Genomic DNA, 974 nt, shown 5'->3' with positions numbered 1-974 from the left:
GAACCCAGCCGCTAGGCCGCTTCGGAGCTGGCGCCAATACATCGGACTACTGCAGCCTTTTTCAACGAAATCGGCCAGGAGCAGAAATAGGTCCTGCTCTTGTAAGCATCTCAATATTTGAGCGCGTTTTGATCGCACCGATCGCTACGCCCTTCGGGCCTAGCGGCCGATGGATCAGTTACGCCCCGTGTCGCCGTGCACTCGCGCTGCTCTGATGCAGGAATAAAGACGAGCTTCTCGTTCCTGAAATCAAACGCTCCGAAATAGGTCCAAGTATCGGAAGGTGTTCCGTTCCAAAGGGGCTCGATGGTGCGCCGTTTTGGATCGACGATGTAGTCGTCATAGGTTGGCCCTAAAACGGCGACCCGTCCGTCGTTGATGAGGTAGACGCTCGTTCTGGGCCAGTGCGTCCAATCAAAGGCGGACAGGTGCTGTCTGACCACACCTGCGGAGTTTCTTACGACGAGGTAACGCCCCGAGTCGGTGCTCCAGTGCAAGTAAAACTCAAGCCCAAGCGTGGATTCCAAATCAGGAAGCTCGATCTCCGCAGCTTTGGCGGGGATAAGCATCGATCTGACGACGTACCAGGAAGCAGGAATACACAGTGCCAAGATCGGCACCGTGGTCAGCACGAGAGCGATTAGGAATAGACGAGCTTTCGTCCGCTGCACTCGCGTGAGGATCAGTATCAACAGAACGGCGATTCCAACCGCGCTGACAATCACAATTGAGGTGGACTGTTCATCGAGGATTAAGATCCCCGCGTCCCCGAGATTGATTTGCAAACTCATTACCTGGATCGAAATGCCAGAGGTCCACTTGGTTGCATAATTCCAATACATCAACCCTTCGCGGCGTGGAATGATCAATTTTTAAGGATCGGTCGATGTCCGCAATGGGTCTTGGCTGTGTAAAAACGCCCTTCCCAGGTAAGTCGGAGAGAAGCCAGGAACCGGGCCTGTCTCAGGCCGCGA

1 protein-coding gene is annotated in these 974 nt (G+C 54.5%); it reads right to left on the bottom strand.

Annotated features, from left to right (window positions below; translation table 11 throughout):
- Positions 1-110 precede the first annotated feature (110 nt).
- Positions 111-869, bottom strand: a complete 759-nt coding sequence (locus tag AC1RUR_RS38320) for a hypothetical protein (RefSeq protein ID WP_492853341.1) — start codon at positions 867-869, stop codon at positions 111-113.
- Positions 870-974 lie beyond the last annotated feature (105 nt).

Source organism: Bradyrhizobium sp. GW821-FHT12B03, from assembly GCF_058807535.1.
This window is presented reverse-complemented; position numbering and strand designations above follow the sequence as displayed.